Source organism: Pseudomonas sp. RGM2987, from assembly GCF_022952855.1.
Lineage (GTDB): Bacteria > Pseudomonadota > Gammaproteobacteria > Pseudomonadales > Pseudomonadaceae > Aquipseudomonas.
The window spans coordinates 96361-111441 of sequence record NZ_JALJDX010000221.1 but is presented as its reverse complement, the minus strand read 5'-3'; the positions used below and the strand labels follow the sequence as shown (position 1 = coordinate 111441).

General features: G+C 57.0%; 17 protein-coding genes. 3 read left to right on the top strand and 14 right to left on the bottom strand.

The features are described 5' to 3' along the window. The first annotated feature begins 373 nt into the window (after window positions 1-373). Window positions 374-727, top strand: a complete 354-nt coding sequence (locus tag RGM2987_RS25945; protein WP_245145715.1) for a DUF6124 family protein — start codon at window positions 374-376, stop codon at window positions 725-727. A 125-nt stretch (window positions 728-852) separates the two neighbouring features. On the opposite strand, the gene RGM2987_RS25940 is transcribed toward RGM2987_RS25945, so the two are convergent. After that, a complete protein-coding gene (locus RGM2987_RS25940; RefSeq protein ID WP_245145714.1) occupies window positions 853-1758 on the bottom strand; it encodes a DMT family transporter in 906 nt (301 codons plus the stop codon). 168 nt (window positions 1759-1926) lie between these two features. Continuing rightward, entirely contained in the window at window positions 1927-2550 is a 624-nt protein-coding gene (locus tag RGM2987_RS25935; RefSeq protein ID WP_245145713.1) for a glutathione S-transferase family protein, read from the bottom strand. Window positions 2551-2633: 83 nt separating this feature from the next. Between RGM2987_RS25935 and RGM2987_RS25930 the strand changes: the two genes are divergently transcribed. Further along, window positions 2634-3479 carry an AraC family transcriptional regulator gene (locus tag RGM2987_RS25930; protein ID WP_245145712.1) on the top strand — a complete coding sequence of 282 codons (846 nt, stop codon included), beginning with the start codon at window positions 2634-2636 and terminating at the stop codon, window positions 3477-3479. A gap of 501 nt (window positions 3480-3980) precedes the next feature. Here RGM2987_RS25930 and RGM2987_RS25925 read toward each other — a convergent pair. From RGM2987_RS25925 to RGM2987_RS25875, 11 genes are all read right to left on the bottom strand, one after another. After that, window positions 3981-4274 (bottom strand): hypothetical protein, encoded by a 294-nt coding sequence (locus RGM2987_RS25925; protein ID WP_245145711.1) that lies wholly within the window; start codon window positions 4272-4274, stop codon window positions 3981-3983. A gap of 87 nt (window positions 4275-4361) precedes the next feature. Then, complete coding sequence (locus RGM2987_RS25920; RefSeq protein ID WP_245145710.1) at window positions 4362-4874, bottom strand: lysis system i-spanin subunit Rz; 513 nt, start codon at window positions 4872-4874, stop codon at window positions 4362-4364. Continuing rightward, window positions 4871-5296 (bottom strand): structural protein, encoded by a 426-nt coding sequence (locus RGM2987_RS25915; RefSeq protein ID WP_245145709.1) that lies wholly within the window; start codon window positions 5294-5296, stop codon window positions 4871-4873. Before RGM2987_RS25915 ends, RGM2987_RS25920 begins: the two co-directional genes overlap by 4 nt. 57 nt (window positions 5297-5353) lie before the next feature. Next, window positions 5354-5719, bottom strand: coding sequence for a phage tail protein (locus tag RGM2987_RS25910; RefSeq protein ID WP_245145708.1), 366 nt, complete (start codon window positions 5717-5719; stop codon window positions 5354-5356). Beyond that, entirely contained in the window at window positions 5709-6050 is a 342-nt protein-coding gene (locus RGM2987_RS25905; RefSeq protein ID WP_245145707.1) for a hypothetical protein, read from the bottom strand. Before RGM2987_RS25905 ends, RGM2987_RS25910 begins: the two co-directional genes overlap by 11 nt. Further along, window positions 6050-7318, bottom strand: a complete 1269-nt coding sequence (locus tag RGM2987_RS25900; protein WP_245145706.1) for a hypothetical protein — start codon at window positions 7316-7318, stop codon at window positions 6050-6052. The genes RGM2987_RS25905 and RGM2987_RS25900 overlap by 1 nt, the downstream gene beginning before the upstream one ends. A 14-nt stretch (window positions 7319-7332) precedes the next feature. Continuing rightward, window positions 7333-8058, bottom strand: a complete 726-nt coding sequence (locus RGM2987_RS25895; protein WP_245145705.1) for a hypothetical protein — start codon at window positions 8056-8058, stop codon at window positions 7333-7335. After that, a complete protein-coding gene (locus tag RGM2987_RS25890) occupies window positions 8059-8445 on the bottom strand; it encodes a hypothetical protein (RefSeq protein WP_245145704.1) in 387 nt (128 codons plus the stop codon). Next, window positions 8442-12011, bottom strand: a complete 3570-nt coding sequence (locus RGM2987_RS25885; protein ID WP_245145703.1) for a phage tail protein — start codon at window positions 12009-12011, stop codon at window positions 8442-8444. The genes RGM2987_RS25890 and RGM2987_RS25885 overlap by 4 nt, the downstream gene beginning before the upstream one ends. Window positions 12012-12068: 57 nt before the next feature. Next, a complete protein-coding gene (locus RGM2987_RS25880; RefSeq protein ID WP_245145702.1) occupies window positions 12069-12680 on the bottom strand; it encodes a tail assembly protein in 612 nt (203 codons plus the stop codon). A gap of 59 nt (window positions 12681-12739) precedes the next feature. Continuing rightward, a complete protein-coding gene (locus RGM2987_RS25875) occupies window positions 12740-13090 on the bottom strand; it encodes a hypothetical protein (RefSeq protein WP_245145701.1) in 351 nt (116 codons plus the stop codon). Window positions 13091-13667: 577 nt separating this feature from the next. Between RGM2987_RS25875 and RGM2987_RS25870 the strand changes: the two genes are divergently transcribed. After that, a complete protein-coding gene (locus RGM2987_RS25870) occupies window positions 13668-14144 on the top strand; it encodes a hypothetical protein (RefSeq protein ID WP_245145700.1) in 477 nt (158 codons plus the stop codon). Between the two features lie 172 nt (window positions 14145-14316). On the opposite strand, the gene RGM2987_RS25865 is transcribed toward RGM2987_RS25870, so the two are convergent. Next, window positions 14317-15081, bottom strand: coding sequence for a C40 family peptidase (locus tag RGM2987_RS25865; RefSeq protein WP_245145699.1), 765 nt, complete (start codon window positions 15079-15081; stop codon window positions 14317-14319).

The following is a 15081-nucleotide window of genomic DNA, read 5'->3' as shown; positions in this document are numbered from 1 at the left end:
CGAGTAGCCAGTCCTACAACCATACATACCTGGAAACACCAACCCCATGGATCCCGGCTACGTTACCTTGCGCCTTTGCCTACAACTAAGCCAGAATCCGCCCGCTTGTGCGCCTTTGCCGGCACGGGTAGCTTGGTTCCCGTCACTGCTCATCAGTGATCGGGTTTAGCGACCCGAAGGGTATGGACGCATCAGCACTCCTGATCTCGTTGCAGGTATTCATGTCTGCAACGGTTGCAATGGTGGCTGTGCGCGGGAGATCTTCGGATCTGCCGGGCTCCTGTACCCCCGGTTCGCTAACCTGCGTACAGCCGCCACCCTTACTTGTTTAGCGACAAGTCATGGTGGCTCAAACAGGTACAGGAGTTTTACTATGTTCAAGGTCACCCCCAACCCACCGGAAACGGACGCCAGCTCCGCCGGCCTCGATCCAAAAAAAGTCCAGGAAGCTACCGACAGGGCGCTGGATTACTACTTGAAGCCAAAGGAAGCCGACACTAAAAGCAATCCATCACCGGGTCAGCTCTTCACGGTCGTCGAGGGCATCGACAATGAAACCCTGCTCGCCAACCTCAGCGAAAACCTGGCCTCGGCCAACGCCATGATCAACGACCTGACATTCGACCTCGAAGGGTCACGCCGACGCGTGGCAATGGGTATTTTGCAGGTGATCGAACTGAGCGAACTGTTGGCGAACCGAGTATTGGATAACATCGATCCGCGCTAGCGAAGCAGATCCCCGAGACCAAAATCCCCTGAAATATTCAACTATTTCAGGGGATCAGTCGCATTCAATAGTGACGCAGAGATAGTCAGCTCACCTGTTCACCGAACGCTTTGACACCCCATCCATCAGGTAGCCTCGGGGATGGCCTGAGCCTTTTCCGGCGGTTTGATTGAGCCGATGTACACCGCGAAGATCGTCAGCAGCGCGCCGACAATCTGTAGCGAGGAGCTGGCCTTGCCGAGAAAAGCGACGTCGATGAAGTAAGTGATCACCGGTTCGAGCAGCAGGATCAGTCCAGCCAGCCCCAGGCTGATGGCGCCGATCGAACGGTTTACCAGCAGCCAACCGACGAATTGCACCAGCACCCCATAAATCACCAGCATCACCAGGGTTTGTCCGTCCACGATGGCCAGGCTTTCCCCGGTCGCCAGCGCGTACACCAGCAATACCAGCGCCGCCCACAGGCTCAAATTGAGCATCTGGGCAATCTTATCACCACCACCGTCAGGCAACTGGGTATTGATCTTCAGGAAGTACACGCAAATGGCATATGCCAGCCCCGACAACACCCCATACACCACGCCCTTGATCCCGATCCCGCTGGTCATTTCCGGCAACAGCAACAGGTATAGCCCGACGAAGGCCAGCGAGATGGAAATAAGGAAGTAGATCGAGGGCTTTTCCTTCAACAGGTACAACCCCAACAGGGTCATGAAGAACACTTGGCAGTTGGTCAGGATCGAGCCGATGCCCGGGCCAACGATGTAGATGCTCTGATGCCAAAGCACCAGGTCGATCGCCAGGAATACCCCGGCCAATGCGGTGTAGAGCTGGGCTTTGACGCTTTTTAGTCGCACCGGCGTCTTGCGCACCTTGAGGAGTAGGAAGAACAGGATCGAGGCGAACACCATCCGATAGAACCCGGCGCCACCCGCGCCGATATGGGCGAAAGCGACGGCTAGAGCAGACAGACTGAGCATCAGTCCACCGATGGTCAATTCAATGATTGCCCGATTGTTATTAGTCGACACGAGCAACCTCATTGATAAAGACCGGTATTAATTTTATGAACACTCACAACTTCTCCCGGGCAACAAACATCAGACTCGACAAAGCAGAAAAGCCCCAAAGGTCTTTTCTGCCACAAGCCCAAAAAACAGCTAATAATTGGCTTTAATAGTTAGCAGCAACACAACTCTTTAAACCTCTTGCGCGGCCAACTTCAACCATTGTTGTACCGGTGCATAACCCAGAATATTTTCGACATAGCTCTGTAGTTGTGCAGGGATGGCAATACCATAACGACGGAAGCGGAACACCACCGGAACAAACATCGCATCAACAATGCCAAAGTCACCACAGAGGAACTGTGTTGAACCACTCACCTCACGGAGCTGGTTCCAGATAGCGAATACCCGCATGATTTCCTCTCGGGTCTCGGCGGTTAGGCTTTCTGGGATGTCACCGGTGTTCAGGCCAAACGACATGTGCGTGCGCAGGTAGGTGAAACCGGAGTGCATCTCTGCCGCAGCAGCTCGTGCCAGGGCCTTGACCTGCAACTCTTGAGGCCAAAGATTGGCAGTCGGATAGGTGTCGGCAATGTATTCGCTGATGGCCAGGCTGTCGTTGATCACGACATCATCAAGCAGCAGCGCCGGCACCTTGCCTGAAGGCGAGTGCTCCAGAATGCGCTGGCGGGTGTCGCTTTGTTCCAGTTTGATCTGAAGGGTTTCAAATGCGACATCCGCAGTCACAAGAACCAGCCACGCACGAAATGACCATGAAGACTTATTAAAATCCCCAATTACCAGTTTTGTAGACATCGCATCCCCTAGCTTGTGTTATGAAATAGGTGCTAAATTTAGCGACCTTTTTTTCATACGTATTGCACAAAACTGGACAATTCATGGACGAGAATCGCCATAACAAAGCCCCTCAAAAAGACAAGGACTTTGTTCAATTCTGGCGCATACCTGAAGGCGATTGTGAGTTGCTATCCGCGCGTTACAGTACTCAATCTTTCGGCCGACATTCACATGACCGGTACGCTATCGGCGTTATAAGTAGCGGTGTTGAAAAACTTTTTTATCGCGGTAGTTACTGCATGGGGGTCGCTGGCAGCGTGGTCACCATTACCCCTGGGGAGATCCACGACGGCTTGCCGGGCCATGATGAGGGCTGGATGTATCGAATGCTCTATATCGACCCCGACTGGGTCAATCGAATGGTGTTTCAAGGGCGCTTTTCAGACGATCATATTCATCTTTTTCAAACAGCCCTGAGCCAGGCCCCCGAGTTCGCCCGGGCTTTTTTGCATCAACATCAAATCATGGAAAAATCCCCCTCCAGTCTTGAACGGGAAACTATCCTGCTGGATCTGGTGACACAGCTCTTCGAGCGCAGCGGAGCGCCCATCGAACCAGTCAGTGCGGCTGAGCAGCACGCAGTGCAAAGGATCAAGAGGAAGCTTGAAGACGAGTTCGACAAACATCTGTCTCTGGAAGAACTGGCGCAACTGGTGAACCTTGACCCTCTTTACCTGATCCGGGTGTTCAAAAAAAGCGTTGGCGTGTCCCCCCACAGCTATCAAATCCAGAAAAGAATCGCCCAGGTCCAAAAACTGCTGCGCACCGGGTCCAGTCTCGCAGAAGCATCATTCACTTGCGGCTTCTTCGATCAAAGCCACATGACCCGCGCCTTCAAAAAAGTAGTCGGCATCACACCCGGCAGTTTCCGCAACAACAGTGCCTGAGGCTGTAAGCAACCCCACAGCTTGACTCGTTTGAGTCAGTCCTGAAAGGCTTTGCAGTATCTGGCGAAATCCCAATGTGCGTGGTGTTACACGCTCTGTATCGGTCACCACCCGAGCACTGATAGGGTGTTGTCTTATGCGTTTTTGACCCCGTGCCGATACAAGACTGCCCCAATTCCAGTCAGCAGCAATCCGCACGGGAAATGGCCCAATGTAAGGGCAGGTCTTTTTTCTGGAAGCACAGAAACAGAAAAGCCCTGAATATCAGGGCTTTTCTGTGTATACGTATGGCGGAGAGATAGGGATTTGAACCCTAGGTACTGTCGCCAGTACAACGGATTTCGAATCCGTTTTCGCACCAAACAAACATTGGGCGACACCCTCCAGGAACCCTTGAGGGTCTGGCTTTCAACATGGACCAACACAACACCATTCCACACCATTTGGGGGAGTAGCTCCCCCATTTTTCCCCCGGCGTCCTGCCGACCCAAAACAACCCCATCACTCAGCACGGCACCACCACGACTGTGCGTAAAACGCATCTCCTATTTTTTCCACACCGGTCAGGTTCATCCCACCTTGGGCCATCCCCGTTATCTTCACGTCGAGCAACGGCGGGATGTTGTCAGGGTCAGGCCCCGAATTGAAAATCTTAGCTACGACCGCTGCCCTGCCAAAGTCAGGCTCCAGCGATTCACTTATGATGATATTTCCGCGAAACGCCTCAGCATTCTTCAACTGATCCTTCGGGATGGCTACGCCCAGCTTGCGGCGTGGAGTGATTAAGAAGTACATGGCTTGGCTCAATACTGTACAAACAAACAGTATCAAGCTGAGCACATAACATCTTCAAATCGCACCGATGGGCGGTTTCGCGCATCGTTACTGATTTAATCCTCTGACATACGCCTGGCACGCTTTCAGCGCGATCAGCCCCCGGTTGCCGTCGTCGGTGATGGCGATAATTCTTTGAGCATGCGCTGGGTCAAGTTGGGCTCTTGCTCTTCCATGAACCACGCCGCCGGCGCCGGCGGTGGAAGGCACTGGGCTGCAACTGGCTGAATCCTCGAGGAGGACTGACAGCCGCAGATCAGAAGTGGCAAGGCGATCGCGCTGGCGAGCCTGTTGTTTTTCAGCATCAGTCAGTTCCTTGTAATGGGTTTGCTCGCTGGCCGACAGTCGCTGCTCCAGGGCCAGGCGCTTGTCCTGCTCGGCCTTGGCCTGGGCGGCGGCTGCGTTGCTGATGGCCGTGAGGTCATCCTTGTGCAGGCTGGCCTGGTCGGCGAGCTTCTTGCCCATCCGCCATTCCTGCACCTGCCAGGTCACGCCGGCGGTGCCGACCATCAGCGCCAGCACCAGCACCAATAACGCGGCCAGCCTCTGCACCGGTGTCATGCCAGAGCCCGCCGCACGCCTTCAGCCAGCACTGCGTCAGGGTAGGCATACCCTGCGTTCTCTTGATGGATGATCGCCTTGACGAAGCCCGCCATCACCGCTGGCTGGCTCAGGTCTACCTCCGCGCCCGGCCGGGTGCCGATGTTCGTCTCGACGGCTCGCACGTAGGCGGCGGTGTCGTTCTCCACCGACGGCGCCCAGCGACTGATGATTGCCTCCACGGTCTTGAGCCCGTGCTTGCGTTGGTAGGTCAGCAGCAGCTTGCCCAGGGCGCGGATACCATTCTCCGGCGTATCGAACCGGGCAAAGCGCTTCTCGATCGCCGGGTCTGGCTTGAGCTGGCCTTGCCACTGGTTGGCCGGGTTGTAATCGATGTTTCCAGGGTTGTTGTTGCGCACTCCGCGGGTTTCGGTGGAAGGCATGGGTTTCTCCAGGCAAAAAAATCCCGCTCAATGGCGGGTTGCGGTGACGGCTTCGCGTCAGATGGTTTCGTCGACTCGCAGCATCGGCGCGGCGACGATTTCGGGAATGGGCGGCTCCACCGGCCACACCGGCGCCTGGTACCATGTCGGTTGGACCGTGACCTTACCCAGGTCATACTTGTACTTCTTCCAGGCCTTCAGTGTGATCAGCAGTGCGGCCTGCTCGGCCTCTTCCTCCTCGGTCGCTTCGCCAACCTCGATGCCGAACCCGATGGTGTCTATGCGCTCCTGAACCCGAGCGATCTGCGCAACCGCCCTGGTATTGCGGGCCAGCAGATCCGCCTTGGCTGCGGCGAGCTGTGCGGCCTGGTCGGCGGCGTCCTTCATGGCTTTCGTGATGAGCTGTGACCAATCAATGTTCATCTTCGCCCTCCGGCATCGTTTCAGCATCAGGAACAGGGAGGGGCAGCGGAAACTCAACGGGGCCGTCCTGAATGTTCTCCAGCGGCACTGGGAATGCCTGCTCCTGGCTGTAGTTCCAAGGAAGCGGCAACAGGATCGTAAAGACCAGTTCACCGCCGACCCTGTCCACCTTGTCCAGAAACCACTGAGAGGAAATGGCCGAGGCCGGCAAGGTGTCACCCTCACCGATCTGCGAGAAATCAAATGACTCGCCGTTTACTGACAGAACGTCGCCGGCCTTAACTATTTCCAGCGTGTCATCACGCCGCTGCGGGGACAGAATCATCCTCATCAGAACCACCTCCCGATAGCGAACCATTTGCGAGTGACTGACGCACCCGATACAGATACGAAGTCAATGATATAAAGAGTTGCTGCACTCACAGAGGAGGCCCCGCCGCCCGTGGCAAAAACACCGGATGTGCGGTTAGCCTGCAAAGAAACAGTTGGCGACGCGGCGAACTGGAGAGGGAACGTCCAGGCTGCGGCTCTATAGAAGATCGAGGCGTAACCGATGTCGATGTTCATTGTTACGACATCTGTGAAGCTCGCCAGCATCGTCCCGTCGGCGAATTTCACGTACTCGCCATTGGCATTGCTTCCACGCTCAATGATGGCTCCCGTCGGGATACCTGAGCTTTGGCTAACCGTGCCCACCATTGCGCCTGGCGCTATGCGTTGTGCGATACCTGCGTTATTGCCAGTACCGCCAAACGCAACACTCAGTGGCGTCGTCATGCCTGTCAGCGAAGTGATGTCGCTATTGGCGCCGGACTTTGCCCTGGAATCCCATGCCGACCATGTTCCAGCCACCTGATACCGGGTGTATTCCGGCCCGCCGGTTACCGCTCGGCAAGTCTGGTACGCGTATCCGTTGCTCGGGTTGTTCCAGTGGAACACGTAGCTGTTGATGTTGGCAGGGAGAATTCCGAGCCCAGCGGCCGACACGATGTTCAGCTGTGTCTGCCGAGTGCTGTTGAGGCTGGCTTCGGCAATAGAAACGCCAGTGCCGCCCCAGCCGAAAGCACCCGGCGTCAGCAAACGACCAGCTGTTGTATCGCCCGTATTCTGTTGCGGGACAAGCCCCAGACCAGACTGCGCGGCAGCTTGGGTTGTTCCTCCTGTGCCACCCTTTATTACCGGAAGCACGTCGTAGTTGCCTGTGGTCCCCAGGCCCAGCCCTGCTCGAGCAGTAGCCTGATCAGTGCCTCCGGTTCCGCCTTTGCTGACCGGCAAGACGTCGTAGTTGCCTGTCGTGCCAAGTGCGGCAAGCTGAGATCCGTAGGTGTTGACCAGCGCCCTCAGTGCGTCCGCCGAATCCTTCACGTAGCCCTGCATCGGCGCAAGCGCATAGCTGCCTCCGGAGACGGTAGGCCCCAGGTATGGCGGATCGATTGATAGGGAAGTGTTGCTGGGTGCGTTGGTCACTTCGTACCAGCGACCGTCCGGCCCGCGAAACGCATCACCAATCCTGCAGTTCGCGATGAAAGATGTTCCAACACCTGTCACAGCATTGGAATTCAGGACGATAGAGACCGTCCCGGTTTTATACCAGGGCATGCGCAACCCCTCAATTAAGTGTTGAAGTATCTGGAAGCAGGAAACTTGCACACAGGAATTGCCAGGCAAGTGCCATTGGTTCCTTGGTAGTACCAGTCAGCCGTGATTTTTAAATTATGTATTTCCAGCGTGCGAACGCCACCCGACAACAAAGTTAAACCTGCGTATTTGGAATGCCCCGCAAACCAGCTAACACCTTTATCTATTGAGGAAATAGAAACAAAATCATCCTCGTCAATAACAAGACCACTGCTATAAACATCCAATGTATCGCCTTGTGTAAAAGCCCAGGACTTTGTGAACTTCCCATACCTAATTACGTTGTCACTTGAGGAGTAGATAACCCCACCCAGATAGTCGTACAGTTCTATTCCATAATTTGAAACACTCCTCAAATTTGAATACATGCAAACGACATATTCCATATTGTAATTTTGCAGATTGGGGTTACCCCTTACCGCAGAAACAACTTGGAATCCAGTCCAGGAGCCAGGACCTCCAAGAATGGTGGTGAACAGACCAAGGTCAGCATGCACCCCGCTCACGTACCTGACGAAGATCTGAGGCGGCTCCTGAGTAGTGATCGGCTTCACGAACGTAACCGCACCAAAGCCTTCAGCGTCGGTGTACTGGGAAAGTATCTTGAAAGTACCTCTTTCCGAAAACACCATTATCTTGTATTCGCTGGATATCACCACCGACCCAAAATCATTAACAGCAGACAAGCCGAAATCAGCCATCTAGATCACCCTAACCACCTCAATAACGCACTCGACTGTGCTTTCCACCCACTGCTCTATCCAACCCCCAGTGCCATTTGGCATTCTGTAGTTCGCATATGTGAATATCGCAATCTGCGTACCCCCCAAATCTTTATAGGTTGGAATTACTGACCTTCCAAATTGCGCTCCGGTGTTGTAATAGCGCGGCGTTATAGTTACAAAGCACGTTGATGGGTTGTATCCAGCTACATCCATCAAAATATAATCGGTGCGCGGCGCGGGCCTGACTACGCCACCTGAAGGATTGGCAGGCAGCACCATCACAGCCAACTTCTGCAATGTGAAATCGCCCATATCCAGTGTGAGCGCCCCGCTCCCGTTCCAGACATTTATGCCGAAACTCATGCCGATAAATCTCCCAACTGGACACGTTTCACGCCGTTCTGGTCGTAGACCTTGATCGCGCGATTGGTCATGGACAGGCGTCCACCGCCAGGGGCGGGTCCGTTGAACTCAAGATTCCCAGCTTTATCCAGACGCCAGCCCTGCACCCCGGCGACATAGTTGTCGGATTGAAGGTACTGGCCAATCTTCAGCATCGTGATGCTGCCGTCCTGGATGAAGGCAGAGTTCATGAACACCTGGCCGCCCTGCACTGCGAACGGAACCGAGATGGAGCCGCCAGCGATGGTGTTGACGATGGCGAACCGGTCGGCACTGACCAGGAACTGGCTTTGCAGTCCAGCGGGCCCATTTTCAATGCCCAGCCCGAAGCCCGCGACGATGTACTGCCCGGTCCCGGAGTTGTACTGCATCTTCACCGACCAACTCGCCGCGATCTTGCCGTCCACATCATTGATGATCGATGCGTTCTGCTCGATAGCGGTTTGCTGGTCGCCGACCGTGGTGCTGAGCTGGGTAATTTGCTGCGCGGTCGCCTGCTGATTGGTGACCACCACCTGTTCCAGCTGGGTCACGTTGGCGGCGTTGTCAGCCACCTGCGCATCCAGCGTGGTCAGGCGCTTGGCTGAAGCCTCCGTCTCTGAAGCCCGAACCTTCGCCTCAGTGGCGATTGCCGCCGTGCTAGTCCAACCCTTAAGCGCATCGGCAAGGTCCCCTTCCCCGTTGTCGTCGCGATAAGCAGCCCGTAACGCCTCAAAGGCCGTGGCCTGGGCGGTTACCACTCCGTCAATCTCGCTTATATCGGCGGTGTTGGTCGCCACCTGCTGCGCCAGGCCGTTGGCCGTCTCGACCGACTGACCGACATCCGCCCAGTACGTCAGGTTTGGCGGCGGACTATTGGCCGGCACGGCCGACTTGGCTTGATAAAGCCGCTGACCCAGGCGCACGATATCGTTCTTGGCATATGCCTTTGTCGGGTCATAGACCAGGATGTCGTCGAGCGCGTCGATCTGAGCCTGAAGGCCTGGGATCTTTTCGATCTCATCAAGCAGGTCCTGCCCAAGTTCGGTTTCGGTGATCTGTCCCTTGATCAGATCCAGGATCGGGCCGGCGTTCGAACTGGCCTGCCCCATCACCCCGTTGACCACGGGATACCAAGGGCCGATATTCCCGGTCCGGTCCACCAGGCGCGCCCAGAAGAAGAACGTCGTGCCCGCCAGCAGGCTCTGCAACGCATAGTCGCTCTGCGGATACGCCAGGTCGGCCAGCTTCGTGGCGTTCGCCAGCACGTTCGTAGGCCCGTACCAGATCTCCGTCCGCTGGGCGTCCTCGGCGCCAGCAGGGAAGCCCCACTTCAGGCCGATGCCGAACAGCAGCGACGTTGCCGTCAGGCTGGTGACCGCCGGCGGGAGGCCTTCCTTGCCCTTTAGGTCGGTGAGCACGGAATTGCGCCAGGTCGACGAGATGTCGAAGGCACTCACCGCACGCACGCGGGCCACGTAGGCGCCGGCATAAATGCCCACCACGTCCACACCAGTCGAGCCGGTGCGGGGGACCTTGATCCAGTTGCCGCTGTCCTTGCGCCATTCCACGTCATAGGCCACGGCCCCGGGCACGGCGGGCCAGGTAATGGTCATGGTGGCGACAGCGAGTCCCTGGGATATAGCCGAAGTCGCAGACAGCGAGACGCTGGCCGGCGCCGGAACGACGGTGATCGGGATGACGCTGATCGGCCGCTCCTCCAGACGTGCGCCGGTGTCGATGTGGGCAAATTTGCTTGGGTCGTACTGGACGGCCGAGATCTCGAACACGCCGGGCTCTGGTCGGGCGACGGTGACCACCCGATACAGCGGGATAGCCAGGTCATCCGCGTCAAGCGCCCACACCAGTTCAGGCTCGGGAGCGACGGAGTAGGCAAGTGTCACGGTTACCTGCCGGCCGCTGACCAACTGAACGGTGCGTCCTTCACATTTGCCGTCTGGCAGGTTGAGGATTAACCGATCACCTGGCTTGGCCTGGGTGTCGCGGTCCAAAGTAATGACTCTTCCGTTCACCGCCGAGATGCGCCCGCCGATTGCGCGGCCCGCCAGAAGCTCGTCGGCGATCGGGATTACGTAGCCAGGCAGCGGAATACGCCCGTCGAGGCCGACCTTGAAGGTGACGGCACGGTCCTTGGAGTTGGTGAGCAACGCCCACTTGCCCCGGCGCTGCGCCTCGGACTCGCGGGTGCAACCGATGGCGCTGATCTCCAACGGGTTGTCGCCATAGCGTCTCTGGAGCTTCTGGTCGGTTACCGCCGTGACGTCGGTGTCGTAGTTGTTCAGCGGGTTATCGTAGCTGATCAGCGCCCTGGTGTACCGGGTGCGCTCAGACGCACTGGAGTAAGTGAACTTGCCATCGATGACATTCGCCCGGGTGTATGCGAAGTCAAAGTCGGTGACGCGCGGCATATCAGCCAGGGTGAACACCTGACCCTGGGCCCAGTAGGTCATGCCCCGGTAGATCGTCGAAATATCGCGCAGCAGTGACCAGGCGTCTGCTTTGCTCTGGAGGTTCAGGTTGCAAATGAAGCGTGGCTCCTGGCCGCCCTTCCCATCCGGAACCAGTTGGTCGCAGTACTGCGAGATGCGGTACAACTCCCACTTGTCCACCATCCAAGGCTTGATGCGACGGCCCAGGCCGAAACGATCGTTGGTCGTGATGCCGTAGGTGTGCCAGACCGGGTTATCGGTCCACGCTTCTTTGAAGGTTCCGTCCCAGATACCGCTATAGCTGCGGGATACCGGATCATAGTTACTCGGCACCTGCCACTTGCGGCCATCGCAATCAATCGTCACCGCCGGGATGCTGCGGAACTGCTCGGCCGAAAACTCGATGTAAAGGAGCGCGGTGTTCGGGTATCGCAGTTTTGCGTCAATCACCTCAGTGAAGCCAGCGATCTGCATCGTGTCCGAAATTTTGTTGTTGTTTTGGTTGGGCGTGATTCGGGTGATGCGCATCAACCAGCCGGACGTTGCTTTCGGCAAGTCAATGCGGCGGGTTCGCTCGTAAATGCTGGTGGTTTTCCCGTCCACGGCCTCGCTTAAGACCTGCTGGTAGGCGCCGCCATCGGTGGCTAGCTCAACCTTGTACTCGATGCGATACCCATTGATATTGCCGCTGGCATCCACGGACTGGAGCGCCGGCCACGCGAAGCGCACACGAACAGCCGAAAGCTGGGTGTTGCTGATCGCCCGAACCCACGGTGTACCACTGCGCAGCTCGGTACTGATCGTGGTCTCGTTCTCTACCGACGGGATTCCCTGTATATAACTCTGATCAACCGATCCGGTGCGCCACTCCCACTTCACATTCGGGAAATTCATGTTTCCCTGGGGGTCTTGCAGCGGAGTGTTGTCCAGGTAGATGTCCTTGGCGGTCGGCGTGCCTGCAAACTCGCCCTCACCAACAGCAATCAGCATCTTGGCGATAGCTACGGAGCGCAGACTGTCTGGCGCCTCGGTCGGCGTCTTCGGCTTATCGGACCCGCCCTTGGCGCCGTAAATGTCCTGCTTAAGTGATGCGCCCATGCTTTTCTCCAGGCAATAAAAAACCGCCCGAGGGCGGCTGCTGTGCTGCGGTAGTTGTTACGTCTGGTCTTCCGCGTAGATCGCGGCGCTGGCGACTGCTCCGCCCCACCGCCGGCGTCCCGCGCACAGCGGTGCCGGGTTGCCAGACGCCGTGGTGTTCTTCGCGCTGCCGAAGGCGTAGCCCGGCGTGTTCTCCGGCGCCGCGCTGGTTTTCAGTCCGCCGGCTTGGGGGCTGAGCATCTGGATCACCCCTCCCAGAGCCATCGAACCGCCCATCATGATCAGGGCCGAGCCGAAAGGAGCCCCGGCGCCGAAAGTGCCGCCGGTGATAACAAGGCCAACAACAATCAGGACTGCGCCGATGATGGTTTGCAGTGCACCACCACGCTTGCTCCCGGTGACAACGGGCGCAATGCGAATATCGCCCTCACCCGTGAATCCAAGTTCCTTTTCCGCCAGGTTCGTCTTGCCGCGAAAGACGGCAAACTCAATCCCCTTAGACTTGGCGTTGGATAGGAAGCGCTCGAACCCTGGAATCTGTACGCAAAGAGCTTTAACCGCCTCTGCTGGCGTCCGCACAGACATCCTGAATGAGCGCCCAAACCGCCGAAGCTGCCCATAAAGCAAGATTGTGGTCATGGGTTGGTAGTTGATGGCCAGTGCCGTCATTGGTTTCTCCAGACAATAAAAAAGCCCGCCGAAGCGAGCCTGGATGAAGTATTGCGCCCCTACAGGCAGCTTTGCAGTGCGGACAGTCGTTTATCGGCGATCCAGTTGCCGACCACCACGTAATATTTCGCTTCGGAGCCAGAGCCCTTTGGCTGAATATCAACAAAGTATTGAGAGCCCTCGGTGAAGACCGTGTATCCGGAGTCTCGGCCTGGCTGAAGAGTCGCGCCAGGCGTGCCGCCGAAGATCGACTGGTTCTGCCATTCGTACTGGACGCACTTAGCCAGCGCCGCATCAGTGTTCTTGGAAGTCAGCACCCTGTACGGTCCTTCCTGGCGAGCCTCGTTCATGGTGAGCGCCATGCAGCCAGCCAGCAAAGCAAAAGCTACCGCGCCTACAAAAAATCTCATGGGGTCACTCCTGTGGAAGATTGCCCCAAGATATCACCCCACAAGCTGTCTGGGCATCCAGCATGGACGAAAGCCCAGTAACAGGATTGGATCCGATAGTAGTAGCGTTATGCCTTCAAAAGAAAATGTTGGGGATTTAGATGTCCGATTTCAGGGGTGCATATTTCGTTGTGGGTGGAACGTCTTTCGCGTCAGTGGTGGTGCGGCAGGCAGCGGTGTCATCCGATAAGTCCAAAGAAGAGGTGAGCACCTACTATGGAAGATTTTTTCCTCAGGTCCCCATAGTGCTGGCAATGCAATCATCAGATGGAAGGCTCACCTTCTGGGGACGAAAGGATTTGGTAGGTTACCTAGCAAATAACGCCACCAGCATCAACTGGTGCAACTACTCGACCGACTGATTAATCACCAATAGCCAACAGTTAGGCAGTTCATAAAGGCCATCGTGCCGCGCCCGCTCAGCCGCAGGTCCGCCACCGGTTGCAGTGTGAACTCATAGAAGGATTCCCCAGTCCTTCGTTTGCAAGCCCAAGGACTGGGATGTTCCAACACGGCGCTTTGAACCTATGGAGAAAAAATGAACGGATACGCGATACCGGAAGGAGCAAAATTCGCACAAATCAGGTTTCTACGAAAAGACGGCAAAGCCTACGACCGCCCGCCTGGTAGGCCGGTCGTCATCGCAGCTCTGAGATACGACCCCGAACACGGTGGCGGACCAAGAACTATCAATGGGTTAAAACCGGTATATGCGCTGGTCGATACGGGCGCCGACAATAACTACGCAACGCCAAAACTGATCGCCGAAGCCGGCTGTCCACAAATCGGAACTGCGAGATTACGAAACGGTGGCGGGTGGACTGAGTCAACCCAGCATCTGGCGCACATATTCCTGCCAGAAACTGGAAATCAGTATGAGACCGATGTCTTCTCGTCCAGCCTCGTGGACGATGGCGACCACGGTGAGAGCTTGATTATCGGTGTTCTGGTAATAAAGACCGGCAGGCTAGTCATGGATTTCCAGGATAACATCTACCGTATCTACGTCGCATAATTCGGCCCTTGCTGAGCTTTCATGCTTTATAAAAGCACGGCCAAACCAGACTGGAACAGCTTGGATGAATCCACCCGATGGGCCTTGGCTTTTCTCAGTGCTACAGGCCCTCATCGCACCTACTCGAGTCTCGGGCTTTTTATCCACGGGTGCCTCCTGCGGCCCTGCCGCATCATGGGACTGGTTGTGCATCTTTGTGCCTGAGGATCAGGCGCGTTCTGTCAAGCCATGGCCCGCCGAAAACGATGATCTCTGACGGTCTGCCGTACAGGTGGTGCAGCAGGAATGGCCCGGGGCCGAATGTCTCGGCGTCCTCGCCAGGCAGCACTGGGTCGCCCCCGAGGAAAATCCCGGCATGATTCGGGTGAACCGTCCGGCCTACCTCCATGACGACCATATCGCCGCGCTGCGGCTGATCGACCCGGTAGAAGCCGGCACCCTCGTAATTCGCCTCGTACAGGCTGGCGTTGTCCTTGCTCTCCCACCAGCCGTCGGCGCGCTTGAAGGCTTCGAATTCCAGCCCCCACTCACGCTTATACCAATCCGCGCAGACCTGCCAGCAGTCCCAGGCGCCGTGGACGAACGGACGCTTGAGCAATGGCGTCTCGCCGGTGGGCACCACCGTCCGCAGATCGCCCTCCGGCCAGCTCAGGATGTGCCAGGGCAGCTCTGTTGTCTCGCACATCGCCAGGTCGCGCGGAGATGGCCGGCTTGTGGCGTCCGGGTGGGAGTGAACGATCCCGATCACCTCGCCCAGGTCTTCCGCCGCAGCGTATTCCTCCGGATCAATGCGGAACTCCTCGTTCGGCTCGGTAGCGGTGTTCTTGCACGGGAAGTACTGCTGCTTCCGGCCGACGGCCAGCAACAGGCCGCAGCACTCTTTCGGATACTCAGCCGCAGCATGCGCCTGGATCGCGCCCAAGATGTGTTTGCGCAT